The organism is Mesorhizobium sp. ISC11 (genome assembly GCF_037162595.1).
GTDB classification, from domain to species: domain Bacteria; phylum Pseudomonadota; class Alphaproteobacteria; order Rhizobiales; family Rhizobiaceae; genus Mesorhizobium; species Mesorhizobium ciceri.
In genome coordinates, this window is sequence record NZ_JAVSPW010000001.1 from 393,250 (window position 1) to 409,047 (window position 15,798).

Annotated in this window: 12 protein-coding genes; 10 read left to right on the forward strand and 2 right to left on the reverse strand. The window is 63.6% G+C overall.

Going from position 1 to position 15,798, the window contains the following annotated elements; genetic code table 11:
* Position 1: 1 nt before the first annotated feature.
* Positions 2-1,348 carry a VpsF family polysaccharide biosynthesis protein gene (locus RPF88_RS02060; protein WP_337121616.1) on the forward strand — a complete coding sequence of 449 codons (1,347 nt, stop codon included), beginning with the start codon at positions 2-4 and terminating at the stop codon, positions 1,346-1,348.
* Here RPF88_RS02060 and RPF88_RS02065 read toward each other — a convergent pair.
* Positions 1,311-2,573, reverse strand: coding sequence for a glycoside hydrolase family 5 protein (locus RPF88_RS02065; protein ID WP_337121617.1), 1,263 nt, complete (start codon positions 2,571-2,573; stop codon positions 1,311-1,313). The genes RPF88_RS02060 and RPF88_RS02065 overlap by 38 nt on opposite strands.
* The gene (locus RPF88_RS02070) at positions 2,570-3,739 is read right to left on the reverse strand and encodes a DUF1972 domain-containing protein (RefSeq protein WP_337121618.1); all 1,170 of its coding nucleotides are present in this window, start codon (positions 3,737-3,739) and stop codon (positions 2,570-2,572) included. Before RPF88_RS02070 ends, RPF88_RS02065 begins: the two co-directional genes overlap by 4 nt.
* 336 nt (positions 3,740-4,075) lie before the next feature.
* On the opposite strand from RPF88_RS02070, the gene RPF88_RS02075 reads away from it, so the two are divergent.
* The 9 genes from RPF88_RS02075 to RPF88_RS02115 all read left to right on the forward strand — a co-directional run bounded on the left by RPF88_RS02075 (position 4,076) and on the right by RPF88_RS02115 (position 15,596).
* Positions 4,076-5,245 carry a glycosyltransferase gene (locus RPF88_RS02075; RefSeq protein ID WP_337121619.1) on the forward strand — a complete coding sequence of 390 codons (1,170 nt, stop codon included), beginning with the start codon at positions 4,076-4,078 and terminating at the stop codon, positions 5,243-5,245.
* A complete protein-coding gene (locus tag RPF88_RS02080; protein ID WP_013530609.1) occupies positions 5,242-6,549 on the forward strand; it encodes a hypothetical protein in 1,308 nt (435 codons plus the stop codon). The genes RPF88_RS02075 and RPF88_RS02080 overlap by 4 nt, the downstream gene beginning before the upstream one ends.
* 8 nt (positions 6,550-6,557) lie before the next feature.
* Entirely contained in the window at positions 6,558-7,787 is a 1,230-nt protein-coding gene (locus RPF88_RS02085) for a GNAT family N-acetyltransferase (RefSeq protein WP_013530610.1), read from the forward strand.
* A gap of 12 nt (positions 7,788-7,799) precedes the next feature.
* Positions 7,800-9,023, forward strand: coding sequence for a GNAT family N-acetyltransferase (locus tag RPF88_RS02090; protein ID WP_027160831.1), 1,224 nt, complete (start codon positions 7,800-7,802; stop codon positions 9,021-9,023).
* 101 nt (positions 9,024-9,124) lie between these two features.
* Entirely contained in the window at positions 9,125-10,306 is a 1,182-nt protein-coding gene (locus RPF88_RS02095; protein ID WP_337121620.1) for a glycosyltransferase family 9 protein, read from the forward strand.
* 224 nt (positions 10,307-10,530) lie between these two features.
* Entirely contained in the window at positions 10,531-10,755 is a 225-nt protein-coding gene (locus tag RPF88_RS02100; protein WP_027160830.1) for a hypothetical protein, read from the forward strand.
* Positions 10,756-10,800: 45 nt separating this feature from the next.
* Complete coding sequence (gene ligD / locus RPF88_RS02105) at positions 10,801-13,290, forward strand: DNA ligase D (RefSeq protein ID WP_337121621.1); 2,490 nt, start codon at positions 10,801-10,803, stop codon at positions 13,288-13,290.
* Positions 13,291-13,578: 288 nt separating this feature from the next.
* A complete protein-coding gene (gene ku / locus RPF88_RS02110; protein ID WP_024501732.1) occupies positions 13,579-14,484 on the forward strand; it encodes a non-homologous end joining protein Ku in 906 nt (301 codons plus the stop codon).
* Positions 14,481-15,596 carry a tetratricopeptide repeat protein gene (locus RPF88_RS02115; protein ID WP_337121622.1) on the forward strand — a complete coding sequence of 372 codons (1,116 nt, stop codon included), beginning with the start codon at positions 14,481-14,483 and terminating at the stop codon, positions 15,594-15,596. The genes ku and RPF88_RS02115 overlap by 4 nt, the downstream gene beginning before the upstream one ends.
* The last annotated feature ends 202 nt before the right edge of the window (positions 15,597-15,798 follow it).

The window sequence follows — 15,798 nt, forward strand, 5'->3', positions numbered from 1 at the left end:
TATGGCGGCCAGTTGGAGCGCAAGCGCTTCGAACCATAGTGCTGCCGCACCCCGCGCCGGCACGCCCATCTCCGGCACATCGGTTGATGCGCTGACGCGCTTCGGACTGATCGCGGCGGTGGCGGTGCTGTTCAGCATCTCGGGGGGCATGCTGTGGCTGGTCGGCTACAATTATGATGGCCTGTTCGGCAACCCGGCGACCAAGATCCACCCGTCCACCTATCTCATCGTCCTGCTGCTTGCCTGGCGCTCCTGCGCATCAGGCAATCCGGTCGGCCATATCGTCCATCTCGCCGACAGGCGGCCGGCCAGCGCGCTGATGGCCGCCATATCGATCGTGCTTCTGGTCGTCGTCATCGCCAGGCAGCGGCCCGGTATGGCCGGCATGATCGATACGTTCGTGGCTGCGGCACTTCTCGTGCTGATGCTCAGCGAGGACGACGAACGGACCTTCGCCGGGCTGCAGACCGTCGTCCACGTGGTCATGACAGCGAATGCCTTGCTTGCCCTTTTCGAGTTCGCCACCAAGACGCTTATCTTCCCCTATCGCCTCGACGGCGTGGCGTTTACCACCGATCTGCGCTCGAGCGCGCTGCAGGGGCATCCGCTTGCCAATGCCATGGTGACGTCGATCTATGTGCTTGCGCTGCTCTCCGGTGCCAGATCCCTGTCGATGCCTGTGCGGATAGGGTTGATCGGCTTGCAATGCGCGGCACTCGTCGCCTTCGGCGGCCGCACGGCGATGGTGACGACGATGGTGCTCGGCGGCTGCTACCTGCTTTTTCAGGGCATCACCAAATTGCGCCAGGGCCGCGTCAATCTCCTGGGTGCGGCACTCGGCTTCATGCTCGCCGCCCTGCTGCCGGTCGTCATCATCGTGGCGGCATATCTGGGCTTTTTCGACGCGCTGCTGGAGCGCTTCGTGTCGGACAGCGGCAGCGCCAATGCCCGCGTCGAGATGTTCGAGCTCTTCAAGCACCTGGAATTGCGCGATCTGATCGTGGGGCCGGATGTCGACCTGATCGACAGCCTGCGCCGCATCAACGGTCTCGAACAGGGCATCGAGAACCCGATCATCCGCACGGTCCTTTATCAGGGCGCCTTCTTCACACTTTTGCTGACGTTCGGCTTCGTGCTGTTCCTGTTCGAGGTGGCGCGCCGCTGCCATCCCGGCATCTGGCTGCCGATGCTGGGCTGGGTTATCCTGATCAACACTTCGGAAAGCGTCGCGTCGAAGACGACGCTGCTGACCAAGTTCGTGGTGCTGGCATTGGTGCTCTATCGGCCGGCGCGGGCAGCGTTCAGGCCGGTCAGTCCGCCGGCATGGTCAGGCCAAGCGCCGCGATGATATCGGGGTCCAGCGCCCGGGTGGTGTCGTCCATCATGCCCATGCCATCGAAGAGATCCCACAGTGCCCAGGCGAAGCCGAGTTCCTCGGCGCTCCGCCTCACATCGGCGATGTAGCGCCCGCGATCCGGATTGGGCGCGGCGACATAGCGGGCGTCGGTGCGCAGCGCGCCGAACTCGCCCATGATGATGCGTTCCGGCGCAAGGCTATGGCCATCGGCCCAATCGCGGACCTGGCGAAGATATTTGTCGACAAACCAGCGGTCGGGCTGGGCGTCGAAATAGACTTTCAGCACACGCTCGGTCTCGGCATAGGCTGCTTGCTTGGCGTCTTCAGGGGTTTCGGTGTCCTGCGCCATGCGCGCCCTGACCGATGCCAGCGTCTGTTGCAGCGAGCCGGCGGATGCCGGCCACGGCACATTGTTGAGCGACCGATAGACCGGCTCGCGCATCCAGGGCGCGCCCTGATGGCTGAACAGATAGGGCTCATAGAAGTGGAAGGTGAACAGGATCGGCTCGAAGGGCGACAGCGGGCCCGGATCGAGCGCGGTCAGTCCGCTCACCATCGAGCCGCAGCCTCCGGTGACGACCAACGGCAGGGTCGCTGCCGATGCCCTTGCCGCGGTCAGAAGCGCGAGCTGGATTTGCAACCAGACGTTCGACGCGCAGGCCTGCGCCGGTTCGTTGACCGGCTCGAGCCCCACCCTGCCGGGCTGGAACCGCGCCAGCCTGCCGGCAAGCTCGCCGACCAGCCCGCGATAGAGATCGAAAGCGGGTGCGGCGGTGCTGGAGACCATGCGGTCGGGGTTCCAGTAATGGGTGGCAGCGTTGGCCTGGATGTTGACGATGATGCCAAGATCGGCGTCGAGGGTGGCGGTGACGGCGGCGTCCAGCATGTCCAGCAACTGACTGCGCGTCTTGGCGTCGGCGGCTAGGAAAGGGCCGGGATCGATGGGCAAGCGGATGAAATCGAGCCCGGTCTCGCGCAACCGACGCAGGTCGTCTGGGGTCGGCACCGGCCGTTGCGACTGGAAGGGCGGCCAGCCGTAATCGGTGCGGGGTGCGGGAAATTCACGCGTCAGCGAGAACCAGGGCCAGGCGTTGACGCCGCGCCGAAACCGCGTCTCGGCGGCGGCGCGAGCGATTGGTGCGACCGGGAGCGAGCCGAGAGCCGCTGCAGTGGACAGCGCGGTCCGCAGCACCCGCCGGCGCGACCAGCCTATCATACGGTTCCTGGCGATGCGTGATCCATCGCAGTGGTCTTGGCGGCGGTCATGCCGAGCAGATGATAGGCCTCGTTTTCATAGGCGAGCAGGACATCGTCCCAGCGAAAGGCTTCGCGGGCCCGCGCCCTCGCGGCAACGCCGCAGGCCTTGACCAGGGCATCATCGTCCAGCGCCTGCTGCATCCGCTCGGCGCAACTGTTCTTGTCGGTGAAGTAGATCGCCGCAGCCCCTGCGGTCCATCTGTTGTAGGGATTGTCATGCGCGATCACCATGTTGCCGGCCGCCAGCGCCTCGACCAGCGACGGGTTGGTCCCGCCCACCGTGTGGCCGTGCAGATAGGCGCGGGCGTGGAAGCGCAGGGCCTTCACCGTTGCCTGGTCGTAAATGGCGCCCGGCAGCACCACCGAGCCGTTCGCCGCCTTGCGGATGGCGGCATGGTAGGGGATGTCGTCGGACAGCGTTCCCAGCACCACCAGCTTCATGTCGCGCTTGGTGGAGCAAAAGGCTTCGACAATCGGCAGGATGTTGTTGTCGGGTTCGATGCGCGCGATCGAGACGAGATAACGCCCGGGCTCGAGGCCGAGCGCCCGGACCGGCGCCTCGGGCGCTGATGCCACCGGATCGGCGCCATAGGCGATGGTGGCGATGGCGCTGCGCGGCCGGCGCGTCGCCAGGTGATCGGCGATGGCGGGATGATCGGCGACCAGCCGATGCGAGGCCCAAGCGCCGATCCATTCGTTGAGCCAGAACCAGGTTCGCGCCGCCATCCCCCATTTGGGGCGACGCCACTCGATGCCGTCCATGTTGGTGAAGATCTTGCGCCGCTTCAGCCTGAGCCAGGTCAGGAAGACCGCGCCATTATAGCCGAGCACCAGGCAAACGCCCTGTCGCCTGGCAGCATCGCGGGCGCATTGCCAGTCGAATTCCAGGGTCGCGCGCGGTCCCTTGGAGGCGACCTGGATGTGAATGAGCTCGATGCCGCGCCAGGTTTCGCTGCGCACCCGCTGGTCGATCCGCTCGACCTCATCCTGGCAATAGACGCCGACCTTCCAGCCGCGCCCGACAAGAAACAGCGCCAGTTTTTCGGCAAAGGTTTCAAAGCCGCCATGGGCCGCGGGTATGCCGCGGGTCCCCAGGATTAGAATGGCGGGCTTTTCTGGTTTCATGGCCGGCGGCACTTTCACACATCTCATATATTAGATATTGCTTAATTTATAATGAGCAGACCGCAACTTTCGTGCCATCTTCCGATTTCGGTATCCTGGGAGGGGATCATGGCGCGGGGTTGTAAAAAAACGGTGTTGAACCCGGTGGTTGTTTCATTCTCGGTCAACCCTTCTGTGCGTAGCTGTATCGAAACGAAGCAACGCCAGGGGCGTACGGCCGGCAGTCGGACATATCGAACCGATAGTCGGACATATCGAACCAGGCATGATTCTTGCGAACGGGGTTCTGCCACAATCGCCCAGCGCGATGGTTGTAGCACCCGGCGGGAAACAAAGATGCGGATTGCCTGCGTTCATCAGGGTTATGAACTCTATGGTTCTGACCGCAGCTTCGCGGAGAGCGTGGCTGCGCTGCGCGCCGCGTTTCCGTCGGCCGACATCGAGGTGGTCTTGCCGCGCAGCGGGCCGATCGTCCAGATCCTGGAAGCGCATGCCAGCCGGATCGTCTTCGAACCGCTCTGGGTGCTGAGGCGCCAGGCCATTGCGCGTCTTGCAACGGTCGAGATGGCGCGATTGCCGGTTGCCGTGTTCAGGGCGTGGCGGCGCCTCAAGGCCTGCGACCTCGTCTATGTCAACACCTCGATCGTGGCCGACTATGCGCTGGCCGCGCGATTACTGCCCCACAAAGCCGTCTTGCACATCCACGAGATCCCCGAAGGCGCCATGCGCAGGATACTCGTCGGCCTGATGCACTGGAGCCATGCGGATCTGATCTTCAACTCGCGCGCGACGCGAGCCGCTTTCGGCGATCCCAAGGCGGCGCGCGCATATGTCGTCTACAACGGCGTTGCCGGGCCGGCGGCGGTCGAACCAATGACGTATGACGGCAAGCGACCATTGCGGGTGCTGCTGCTCGGCCGCATCAACCGGATCAAGGGGCAGGAGGTCCTGCTGGAGGCGATCGCCTCGATGCCGGCAGAACTCCAGGCGAGGGTCGAGGTGCGGCTGGTCGGCGGCGCCTTCGAAAGCACCGAGCGCGAGCGTGCGCTTGCCGAACTGGTCGAAACGATGGGGCTTGCCGGGCGCGTCGGAGTCCTGCCTTTCATTCCCGATCCCTCGGAGCATTATCGCTGGGCCGACATCGTCACCGTGCCGTCGCGGCGTCCGGAATCGCTGGGCCGCGTCGCCATCGAGGCGATGGCTTATGGCCGGCCGCCGCTTGTGTCGGCGATCGGCGGGCTGGTGGAAGTGGTCAGCGACGGGCAGACCGGCTGGCATGTTCCGCCCGGCGACGCAGTAGCTCTTGGCGCGAAATTGCAGGAGATCATCCTCGCCCCTGAGGCCTGGCGCGGGTTTGTCGCTGCCGGGCGCGCGCGCTACGAGGCGATCTTCAGCGAGCCGGTCGCGGCCGCGGCGATCACCGCGATCGCCGCCGAAAAGCTGAAGACGACCATCGCGCGGCCGGGCAGGGCGCCCGCTGCCCGCGCAGCGGAGACACGGCCGTGAAGTTAGCGTTTCCGAGCCATCTGGTTCGACGCCTCGTGCTGATGATCGGCGGCGAGGCGATGCAGAGCGGCTTTCATTTCGCCCTCAACATCATGCTGTTGCACATGCTGTCCGCGCAGGGCTACGGCCTCTTCGCCATCGGCATGGTGATGGGCGGGGTCGGCCTGTCCTATATCAGGTCGCTCACCGCTGTTCCCGCCAGCATCTGGATGAGCAAGAGCACCAACAGCGCCGGCGTCGATACCTATGACGTGGCGTTCGGAACGGCGGCGCTGATCGTGGCGTTGCTGATGGCCGTCGGCACGGCTGTTCTGATGCATGTCCTGGGAGATCCAAGCGGAATTGCCGCCGGCTGCTTCGTCGGTGCCTGGTCGTTGCGCAGCCATATGCGCACGGCTTTCTTCGCACGGCGCCAGCAGCTTGTCGTCTCCATCAGCGATGGCGCTTTTACAGTCGCCGGCTGTGTCCTGACCGGGCTGTCGATCTGGTTGGTCCAAGACCCGCTGCAGACCGTATTCTATGCACTTGCAGCCGCAAATGTGTTCGGCATTTTCGTCCTGGTCCGCCTGGCTCGGCGCTCGCTTCGCATCAGCTTCCGCATGCCGACGCGCCGACGCTATGTCAGGCTCTGGCCCCAACTGCGCTGGTCGGCATTCAGCGCGACCACCACCAACATCCAGGGTCAATGTCTGGCGCTGCTGGTCGCCGGCATTGCCGGGCCAGCCGCCTACGCACCGCTGGCGGCGGTTCTGGTGCTGTTTGCTCCGCTGCGCATCATCAGCCTTGCGTTCGTCAACATGACGCAGCCGGATCTCGCCAGGCTGATGCGGAACAATGAAACAGGCCGTGTCTGGACGCAGGCCAAGATCTGGGCGCTCGTCATGGGGCTCGGCGGCCTTGCTTATGGATGTGCGATCATGTTCGTCCTGCCGATGATAAAATCCCAGGCTCTCCAGGACGCTTCGACCTGGTTCATCGGGCTTTTCGTGATCGCGAATTTTGTCCCGATCATGCTCTATATCATGCCCCGCATCGTGCTTGAGATACTCGGCGATTTTCGGATCGTCGCGTTCATCACCACGGGCGGCGCGGTCGTCGGGCTGGCGCTGATCGCGGCCCTGCTGGCAATCGCGTCTCCGCCGTGGGCGTTGTTGGGTTCCGCCGTCTCGGAGATGTTCGTGCTCGTGGCATCGTGGTATTTCGCGCATCACCGCATGTGGAATATCGAGCATCCCGATGAGGCGCGCGACAGCCGGTTGGGCGCGTGGCGGCGGACGCTGCCGTTCGCTACGGCAAAGCGATAGGAAAAAACATGGCAGTCCAGGCGGTGCAAATTGCTGCGGTGACCGGCTCGCCCGATGGCCAGTCCTCCCATCCGGCCACCGTCGTCGCCATCGATGCCTACACGGCGCGGCTCCACACCAGCTTGGAAGCGGTGAGGCCGCTCTGGCTGCGCCTCCAGGCGGACGGTGTGTGCACCGCCCACCAGAATTATGCCTGGGCCGAGGGGATCGTCGCGCGGCTAATGCCGGAAGGTGCGGAACTGCTCATCGTGGAGGTAAACGATGCCGTGACGGGCGCGCCGCGAATGCTGGTGCCGCTGATACGGCGGCCGGCCTTCCGCCATCGGGTGATCGAATGGCTGAGCTGTGGCGTTTGCGACTATTCGGCACCGCTGCTGGCAGATGCCAGCCCGTGGACGATGCAATCGGCGCAGGCCGCGTGGGCTGCGGTGCGTTCCGTGCTGCCGCCGGCGGACCGCATCCAGATCACGGGAATTCCGCAATCGATCAGCGGCGTCGCCAACCCTCTGGCCTTGCTCGCAGCCACGCGCGATTCCCTGCATACCAGCTTCGGCCTCGCCATCGACGGCGACCCGGAAACCGTGCTCAAGCGCCTATGCCGGCCATCCTTCGTCAAGGCCTTCAACAAGGACTGGCGCCGCCTCGAACGGCTTGGCGACGTGGAACTGGTCGAAGCCAACACGCCGGCCCTGGTGGAGGTCATCTTCGGCGGCCTGGTCCGGATGCGGCTCAGCCGCTTTCGCGAACTGGGCCGCTTCGACCTGCTGACGCAGGCGACGGCTGTCGACTTCTATCGAAACGCCGCTCTCGAGGGCCTGTCGGATGGATCGGTGCGGCTCTTCGGGTTGCGTGTTGGTGAAGCTCTGATCGCGGTACAATACCTGCTGATCCATCAAGTCACCGTTCATGCTCTGCTGATCTCAATCGATCAGGGCGCGGTGCCCAATGTCTCGCCGGGACTTCTGATCATGGGCAAGTTGATGAGCTGGGCGCGCGGCCGCGGTTTCGATTATTTCGACCTGTCGGTCGGCAACCAGAGTTATAAGGAACATATGGGTGCCGTGGGTTCGGGCCTGCGCGAGCTTTGCCACGGGATTACGGTGCGAGGCAGCGCCGTGAGCGCAGCCATCGAGGTCCGCAACCGGACCGAGGTGTTCGTGCGCTCCAAACCTCGGCTGCTGAAGAGGCTCCAGGGACTGATGCGGGACTTGCGGCGCCTGCGTGGGGGATCGGAATGACGGGAGAAGCATGTGGCAAGCTACGCGGCGCGAACGACTCCGATAAGGGATTTGCCCGGTGGGCGGTTTTCCCCGACTGTCGCCAACGCTGATGCAACCGCGCACTTCACGGCTCGGCTGCACACCAGTTTCGACACCGTAAGGCTGCTATGGCTGCTGCTTGAGGCGCACGGCGTCTGCACTGCCCATCAGCACTATGCCTGGGTCGAAGGAATCGCCGCACGGCTGATGCCCAAGGACGCGGACCTGGTCGTCATCGAGGTGAGTGACGCCGTGACCGGCGCGCCGGCCATGCTGTTGCCGCTGATGCGGCGCCGGGCCCTCGGCCACCACGTCATCGAATGGCTGAGCTGCCGCGTGTGCGACTACTCGGTGCCGCTGCTGGCGGATGGGAGAGCGTGGACCAGGCAGAGTGCCGACGCCATGTGGGCGGCGGTCCGTGCCGTTCTGCCACCGGCGGATCGCATCCATATCGCGGGGATCCCGCAGCAGATCCACGGCCTGGTCAATCCGCTGGCACTGCTTTCGGTGGCGCGCGACTCCATCCAGGTCACCTCCGGCCTCGTCCTGCACGGCGACCCGGAGACGCTCATCAAGCGGATCTGCAAGCCGTCCTTTGCCAAGGCCTTCCGCAAGCATTGCCGCGGCTTCGAACAGCTTGGTGGCCTCGCTCTGGTCGAGGCCGACACGCCTGATCTGACCGAGGAGCTCCTGGATGTGCTGCTGGAACTGCGGCTGAAGCGTTTTCGTGAGCTTGGGCGTTTCGATCTCCTGACGCAGGTCCCGGTCGTCGATTTCTACCGCGCCGCGGCGCTGCAAGGCCTGTCCAATGGATCGGTGCGGCTCTTCGGTCTACGCGTCGGTGAAGCCTGGCTCGCCTCCATCTATGTGCTGGTCAGAAAAGGCACACTTCACGCCCTCCTGCTGGGCATCGACCAGAACGCGGTCGCCAATGTCTCACCCGGCCTGACGACGATGGGCAAGCTGATGATGTGGGGATGCGAGCGGGGCTTCGACTATTTCGACCTGTCGGTCGGCGGCCAGGGCTACAAGCAACATATTGGTGCCTCGAGTTCGGTTCTGGCCGAGATCTGCGAACCGGTGACGGTGCGGGGCAGGGCTGCGAACGCAGCCATTCTGTTGCGCAGCCGGGTCGAAGGCATGACGCGGTCGCGCCCCCGGCTGCTCAAAGCCGTTCAGGGCCTGACGCGCCGCTTGCGGCGATTGAAGGACTGAGGACGAGCGTTTGCCGGTCCTGCCGACGACCGATGCAAAGAGGCACCAAGGCCGGCAAGGTTGTTGACAGGGTTGGTTGGCTCTATATTTGAAAGCGCCGCTTGACGTTCAGAAATGAGTGTCCTCGGCAGATTTTCTCAAATTGGCGTTTTCGGCAGATCATCTCGATGAATGCAAGTTTAGGAGATGGGATTCGTTCCATCCTCATTATTCAAACGAAGTACATTGGAGATGTCGTTCTGACATCTGCTTTGGTTCGCAATCTGCGTCTTTCTTATCCACAAGCATCGGTAACCATGCTTTGTGCGCCGGGACTCAAGCAGTTCATCGTCGCGCAAGGGATCGCCGATGTTGCCGTTGGCTTTGAATCCCGCGGCAGAGGAAGGACTCTGCTCAAGCGTTTGAGCGACTATCGTGGCGTCATCTCTGATCTGCGGCGTCGAAAATTCGATCTTAGCATCGACCTTACCGATTCAAAAACCTCGCGGATAATGCATCGTTTGATCGGCGCTCCACTTCGCGTCGGCTTCGATCCTTCCGAGCATCCGATGAAGTTCTGGGAAATCCAGCTTGCAAACGTTCTCGCCGCGACTTTCGGACAGGGCGGCCCCCATTATCTCTACAGGAACCTGTCTCCACTCCACGCGCTTGAGTTGGATTGTCCGGACCCAACGCCTCGGCTGCAGCCGAACGGGACCGCCCAGGAAGAGTGTGCCAGGATTCTTGCGGAAAACGCTTTGGCAAAGAAGTCATATGTGGCCGTGCATGCCGGCGCCAGGTTCGAAGGACGTTGTTGGCCGCCGCAACATTTTGCTGCGGTCATCGACGAGGTATACGCCAAAACCGGGTTGCGATCTCTGCTCGTTGGTGGGCCGGATGAGGGGCTTGCCGCGCAAAGGATCCTTGAAGTGGCAGCGTCGCCGGTCGCCAGTGTCGTCGGAAAGGCCTCGCTTGAAGTCCTGACGGCATTGTTGGCCGAAGCATCAATCTTTCTAGGCAATGAGAGCGGCCCGATGCACATCGCGGCATCTGTCGGAACTCCAGCGGTGGGGTTGTACGGCCTGACGTCGCCTGAGCAATGGGGCCCGTTCGGTGTCCCGAACCGGACGCTCCAGCCGGTCATGCCCTGTCCATGCATCGCTCCAGGTGTTTGTAAAGAAAACAACCCCGGTGGGGTCTATTGTGTGCAGCGGCTTCAGGTTGCCGAGGTCGCGGCAGCGACACTCGATCTCATCGGGGAAGTCCGAAAATCCACTCATTCGGGTATGCCGGCCGCTTCGTAGGCTGGCGGCAACAGGCACGATCACGCGCGGCTTCGTCTTCGCGCGCTTCACATCGTGATTCAGGACGAGACCCGAGCATCTTCAAAAGACTGCAAAATTTAACCGGACTGCAACCTGCACTGCCACGAAATTGACAGGACACCTCGTCTCCGGCATCCTTGGAGCCAGTCGCAAGGCCGCCGACAGCGGCCGTGTTGCGTGTCAGGGCGACCGAGGGCAGTGTCATGTTCAGTCCCGTCACAGGTCAGAATTCCAAACGCGCCGCGGTGCGCAAAGCGCTCGATCGTCACAAGGTCTACATCACCGAGCAGCGTTTTTCGGAGGGCACCTACCAAGCCCGGGTTCTGGTCGATGGCGAGGCCTATTGGGTCGACGAATTCCGGCTGAGCCAGTTGCAGCAAGGGCTGTCGCCGGCGGAGCTCGAGTTGACGCCGGCCGCTGACGATTGAGAGCGTGACTGGCTTGTTCCTGGCCGCCGTGCTTCGATCTTTGCGATGACAACTCCACCAAAGCTCAAAGCCTATCGCGCCAAACGCGAATTCGCCAAGACGCCGGAACCGGTTGGCGGGCTCGTCAGCAGCGACGGTAACCGCTTCGTCGTGCACAAGCACCACGCCACCGCAGACCATTATGATCTGCGACTGCAGGTCGGCGATGTCTTGAAGAGCTGGGCGGTGCCGCGCGGGCCTTCGCTCAATCCGGCCGACAAAAGGCTGGCGGTCGAGACCGAGGATCATCCGCTCGAATATATCGACTTCGAGGGTGTCATTCCCGAAGGCGAGTATGGCGGCGGGCCGATGATCGTCTGGGACACCGGCAGCTGGGCGCCGATGGACGATGTCGAAAAGAGCTTGCGCACCGGCGCCTTCAAGTTCCGGCTGGCCGGCGCCAAGCTCAATGGCGGCTGGATGCTGACACGGCTGAAACCGAAACCCGGCGAGGACGAAAACAAGAAGAACTGGCTGCTGTTCAAGGAGCGCGACCTCGCCGCCGACACCGCGCTTGACATCCTCACGGCCCGGCCGGAGAGCGTCAAATCCGGATTGCGCATCGAGGAGCTGGCGGCGCCGGCAAAGCCCGCCGCCAAACCCGCGCCCAGACAGGGATCGCTGAAGCCCGGCACGCTGCCGGGCGCCTTCAAGGCCCCCATGCTTGCCCGTATCGAGCCGCAGCTGGCGACGCAGGTGCCAAAACCGCCCGATGGCGAAGACACCAAACAAGTCTGGCTGCACGAGATCAAATTCGACGGCTACCGCACCATGGCGCATCTCACTGAGGGCGCGGTCAAGCTGATCACCCGTGGCGGCATCAACTGGACGAAGCGTTATGGCGACCTGCCGCATGCGTTCGCCAAACTGCCATGCCGCGACGCCATCATCGATGGCGAGATCGTGGTGCTCGACGCCCAGGGCATCAGCCGTTTCGCGCTGCTGCAGGATGCGCTGGCGGAGGGCGCCGGCAGCAAGCTCCATTTCTACGCCTTCGATCTTCTCCATCTCGACGGCTGGGACCTGACCAAGGCGCCGCTGGTCCGGCGCAAGGCGCTGCTGGCGCAGATGCTATCGGGCCTCGGCGCCAATTCCGCCATCCAGTTCTCCGACCATGTCGAGGGCTCGGGGCAGGGGCTCTACGACCAGGCGTCGGAACTAGGGCTGGAGGGTGTCGTCTCCAAGCGCGCCACGGCCATCTATCAGAGCGGCCGAAGCAAAAGCTGGACCAAGACCAAGGCGCTGCAGTCGGGCGACTTCGTCATCGCCGGCTTCACCATCTCCGATGCGGCCGAAGGGCTGGCGGCGCTCGGAATGGCAGAGTTCGAGGGCGGTGAATTGCATTATCGCGGCAAGGTCGGCACCGGGTTCGATGCCGCCACCGCCGGTGAATTGCTCGCCAGGCTGGAGCCGCTGCGGGAAGGCGCCACCGCGCCCGAGGGCGTCCCGCGCGAAATCATGCGCGAGATGAACTGGGTGCGGCCGCTGCTGTCGGCGCGCATCCACTACGCCAACCGCACATCGGACAACGCACTGCGCCACGGCGTCTTCCGCGGTTTGAGGGATGTCGGCCTGTCGACGCCGGTATCCTCGACACGCAAGCGGCTGATCTCGGAGGCTGATCTGGCCACCATCTGGGTGACCAACCCGACGCGCCGGCTGTTCGGCAAGACCGGCCCGACCAAGCTCGACATCGCCGTCTATTACGCGCTGGTCGGCGACTTCATGCTGCCGCACATCCTTGGCCGGCCGGTGTCGCTGGTGCGCTGCCCGACCGGCCTGCCGAAGGACTGCTTCTTCCAGCGCCACGCCTTCACCGGCATGCCGCCCTCGGTGGTGACATTCGACGCGACAAATTCCGAGGGCGAAACCAAATCCTATCTCTCGGTCGAAGGCGCGAAAGGGTATCTGGCGCTGGCGCAGTTCGGCGTCGTCGAGTTCCACACCTGGGGCACCCACCGCGCCAGCCTCGACAGACCCGACCAGATCGTCCTCGACCTCGATCCGGGCGAGGGGATCACCTGGCGCGAGGTGGTCGAGGCCGCCGTGTACATCAAGGACGAATTGGAGCGCCTGGGGCTGGTGCCGTTCGCCAAGACCTCCGGCGGCAGCGGCATCCACATCACGGTGCCTGTGACAGGCAAGCAGAACTGGAAGAAACTGCACCAGGCAACCAGCGCGATCGCCACGCATCTGGCGACAACGGCGCCTGATACTTTCACCACCACCATGGGCAAGGACAACCGCAAGAAGCGTATCTTCATCGACTACCACCGCAATGCGCGCGGCCACACCTCCGCAGCACCTTACTCCTTGCGCGCCCGCACCAATCTGCCGGCCTCGACGCCGGTCAGCTGGAGCGACCTCGAATCCATCGATGCGCCGCAGGATCTGAATTATTCGTCGCTGCCAGGCCTGCTGGCGACGTCGGGCGATCCGTGGGCGGAGATCGACGAGTTCGCGCGGGATTTGCCGACCCTGCGCTCGTCATCCTAGGGTCTGCGCCGCGTCGCTTCGCTCCTTGCTTAGCCCGAAGACGACGAAGAGTATGATCGACGCTTCGTACAATTTGAATTATCCTTCGCCTGCGACCCTCAGGCGTCCTAAAAGATTTCGTCAGGGATTTGCCTGTATCGTTTGGGGTCGGTGTAGGATTTGCGCGGCGCCAATCGTCCTTCGGACGAAAGCGCTGCAGAGAGTATGATCCCGAAAAGTGGGAACCGGTTTTCGGAGAAGATCATGCTCAAGCTAAAATTTCAGTGCATGACCGCGTAGGAGTGTTTCATGGCGCCCAGGGCAAGTTGGAAAGGTTACCTCAAACTCAGCCTCGTGAGCTGTCCGGTGCGGTTGTATCCCGCCACCAGCGCCAGCGAGCGCATCTCGTTCAACCAGTTGCACAAGAAGACCCATAACCGCATCAACATGAAGCCGGTCGACCCCGAACTAGGGCTCGTCGAGCGTGCTGATCTGGTCAAGGGTTACGAATACGAGGACAAGCAGTACATCATCATCGATGATGCAGACCTCGACGCGGTGCGCATCGAATCCAACCATACGATGAACATCGAGGCCTTCGTCGACGAGGACGAGGTCGACGTCATCTACCAGGACGCGCCCTACTACATGGCGCCCGACGGCGCGATGGCGGAGGAAACCTTCGCCGTGCTGCGCGAAGCGATGCGCAAATCCGGCAAGCTCGCCATCGCCCGCCTTGTGCTGTCGAGCCGCGAGCGCGTGGTGACGATCGGCGCGCGCGAGAACGGCATGTTCGTGTGCACCTTGAGGAACCCGAACGAAGTGCGCGGAACGGCTGAATATTTTGGCAATATTCCAGCTGGCAAGCCCGACCCCGAAATGCTGCAGCTCGCCGAAGCGCTGATCAAGCAGAAGGAAACCACCTTCGATCCGAAGAATTATGAGGACCGCTACGAGGCGGCGCTCATGACGATGATCCGCGAGAAGCTGAAAGGCCACAAGCCGATCATTGCGGCGGCACCGGAGCGCGGCAATGTCATCAACCTGATGGATGCGCTGAAGGCGAGCCTGTCGCAATCGAAGCCGCCGGCCAAGTCGAAGAGCAAGGCCGACGAGGTTGCCAAGCCAGCCGCAAAGAAAGCGGCAGCGGGTGGTGCTGCTGAAAATCCGCTGAAGGCCAATCTGCTGAAGGCGGTCGGCAAGAGCAAGAAATGACGGCACCGGCCGGCGCTGTTTTCGGCACCATCGGCGCGCTGGCGGCGTTTCCGCTCAGACTGGCCGCGCGTGAAGTCGAACGCCAGCATGGCCAGCTGCGGCGCGGCGTCACCAGGCGCACCACGCATGTCGTGTGCGGCCGCACGCTGCTCGCTAAAGCCGGGCTCTCCAGGAACGGCGATGCCGAGATCGAGCGCCGTGTCGCCGCCGAGCGCGGGGCCGGGCGGACGCTGATCAGCGAGAACGGATTCCTGCGCCTTCTCGGACTGATGAAGACACCGGAAGCGTCTTCGCTGTCGCGGCAATCGCTGATCGATCAGTCGCGGCTATCCGGCGCCGAGCTCGATTTGTTGTCACTGTTCGATGCGTTCGAGCATGACGCAGAACCCTATTCCTTCCGCGACCTGATCCTGGCGCGCAAATATGCCGGGCTCGTCGCCGGCGGCGCGACATGGGGGGCGATCGCGCGCTCCGTCCACCGCTCCGGCCCGGTGGCGTCGCTGACCGCCAAGTCGCTCAATGTCGGCTCGCAGCATGGGCGCGCCGATGCGATCTATCTCGAAGGCGGCCAGAGCGAACTCGACGGACAGCTTCTGTTCGATTTGGGCAGCGCCGGTTCGGCAGGCGACGACACACTGGAAGAGTTGTTTGCCGAGGCCGAAGCGGCGGAGGAGGGTGGCGACCATGATGGGGCAGCCGCACTCTACCAGCGCTGTCTCGCCATCGATCCGAGCGATGCGATTGCCGCCTTCAACCGCGCCAACTGCCTGCGCGCCGGCGGCCACGCGGCGGACGCCGCGCACGATTATATCAATGCGATAAAACTCGATCCGGCCTTCGTCGAGGCCTGGTTCAACCTCGCTGGGCTGATGAGCGAGCAGGGCCGCGAGGCCTCGGCGCGAAGGCACCTGCAGAAAGCGATCGCGCTCGACAAAAACTATGCCGATCCGGTGTTCAACCTCGCCCGGCTCGAATTCGACGCCGGCGATCTGCCGGAGGCGCGGCGGCTGTGGGTGCGTTACCTTGAGCTCGACGCGGAGTCGGAGTGGTCGCGGGTGGCGGCCAAGGGCGTGCAGTTCGTGGATCTGCAGTTGGCGCGTACGGCGGGGTGAGGGATGCTGGCGCTTGAACACCCCCCTCTGGCCTGCCGGCCATCTCCCCCGCAAGGGGGGAGATCGGCAGCTTGGGCGTCCCGTTCCTGCTTGCAAAGTGGGAGATTGGCGAAAGCGGTTGAGCGCGCAATCTCCCCGCTTGCGGGGGAGATGTCCGGCAGGACAGAGGGGAGTGTGACGGAACTCGACCTCTCCAGCGAGA

Excerpts from the sequence above, each read along its gene's own strand:
- RPF88_RS02060 (WP_337121616.1), top strand. The coding sequence starts at position 2 with ATGGCGGCCAGTTGGAGCGCAAGCGCTTCGAACCATAGTGCTGCCGCA.
- RPF88_RS02065 (WP_337121617.1), bottom strand. The coding sequence starts at position 2,573 with ATGATAGGCTGGTCGCGCCGGCGGGTGCTGCGGACCGCGCTGTCCACT.
- RPF88_RS02070 (WP_337121618.1), bottom strand. The coding sequence starts at position 3,739 with ATGAAACCAGAAAAGCCCGCCATTCTAATCCTGGGGACCCGCGGCATA.
- RPF88_RS02075 (WP_337121619.1), top strand. The coding sequence starts at position 4,076 with ATGCGGATTGCCTGCGTTCATCAGGGTTATGAACTCTATGGTTCTGAC.
- RPF88_RS02085 (WP_013530610.1), top strand. The coding sequence starts at position 6,558 with ATGGCAGTCCAGGCGGTGCAAATTGCTGCGGTGACCGGCTCGCCCGAT.
- RPF88_RS02100 (WP_027160830.1), top strand. The coding sequence starts at position 10,531 with ATGTTCAGTCCCGTCACAGGTCAGAATTCCAAACGCGCCGCGGTGCGC.
- ligD (WP_337121621.1), top strand. The coding sequence starts at position 10,801 with ATGACAACTCCACCAAAGCTCAAAGCCTATCGCGCCAAACGCGAATTC.
- ku (WP_024501732.1), top strand. The coding sequence starts at position 13,579 with ATGGCGCCCAGGGCAAGTTGGAAAGGTTACCTCAAACTCAGCCTCGTG.
- RPF88_RS02115 (WP_337121622.1), top strand. The coding sequence starts at position 14,481 with ATGACGGCACCGGCCGGCGCTGTTTTCGGCACCATCGGCGCGCTGGCG.